The sequence below is a fragment of the Mycobacterium angelicum genome (assembly GCF_002086155.1).
GTDB lineage: Bacteria > Actinomycetota > Actinomycetes > Mycobacteriales > Mycobacteriaceae > Mycobacterium > Mycobacterium angelicum.
In genome coordinates this window covers 1-206 of the sequence record NZ_MVHE01000521.1, presented here as the reverse complement: position 1 = coordinate 206, position 206 = coordinate 1, and the positions used below count along the sequence as shown (strand labels likewise).

The 206-nt window shown below is 66.0% G+C and carries 1 protein-coding gene; it reads right to left on the bottom strand.

What is annotated here, in order from left to right; translation table 11 throughout:
- The coding region (locus tag BST12_RS30515; protein ID WP_139802168.1) for a helicase HerA-like domain-containing protein at positions 1-206 on the bottom strand (206 nt) is incomplete at both ends.

The window sequence follows — 206 nt, the reverse complement described above, 5'->3', positions numbered from 1 at the left end:
CGCCCTTCTCCGATAGCACGGTGACGACGGCCTCGCCGGTGCCCAGCGACGTCAGCGCGGACTCCAAGTCGTAGACATCGGTTTTCGGGTAGGTGCGCACGGTCTTGCGCAGCGCCTTGTGGTCGTCGGGGGTAAACGCGCGCAGCGCGTGCTGAATTCGGGCTCCCAGCTGGGAGAGGACATCGTTGGGTAGATCCGTGGGCAGC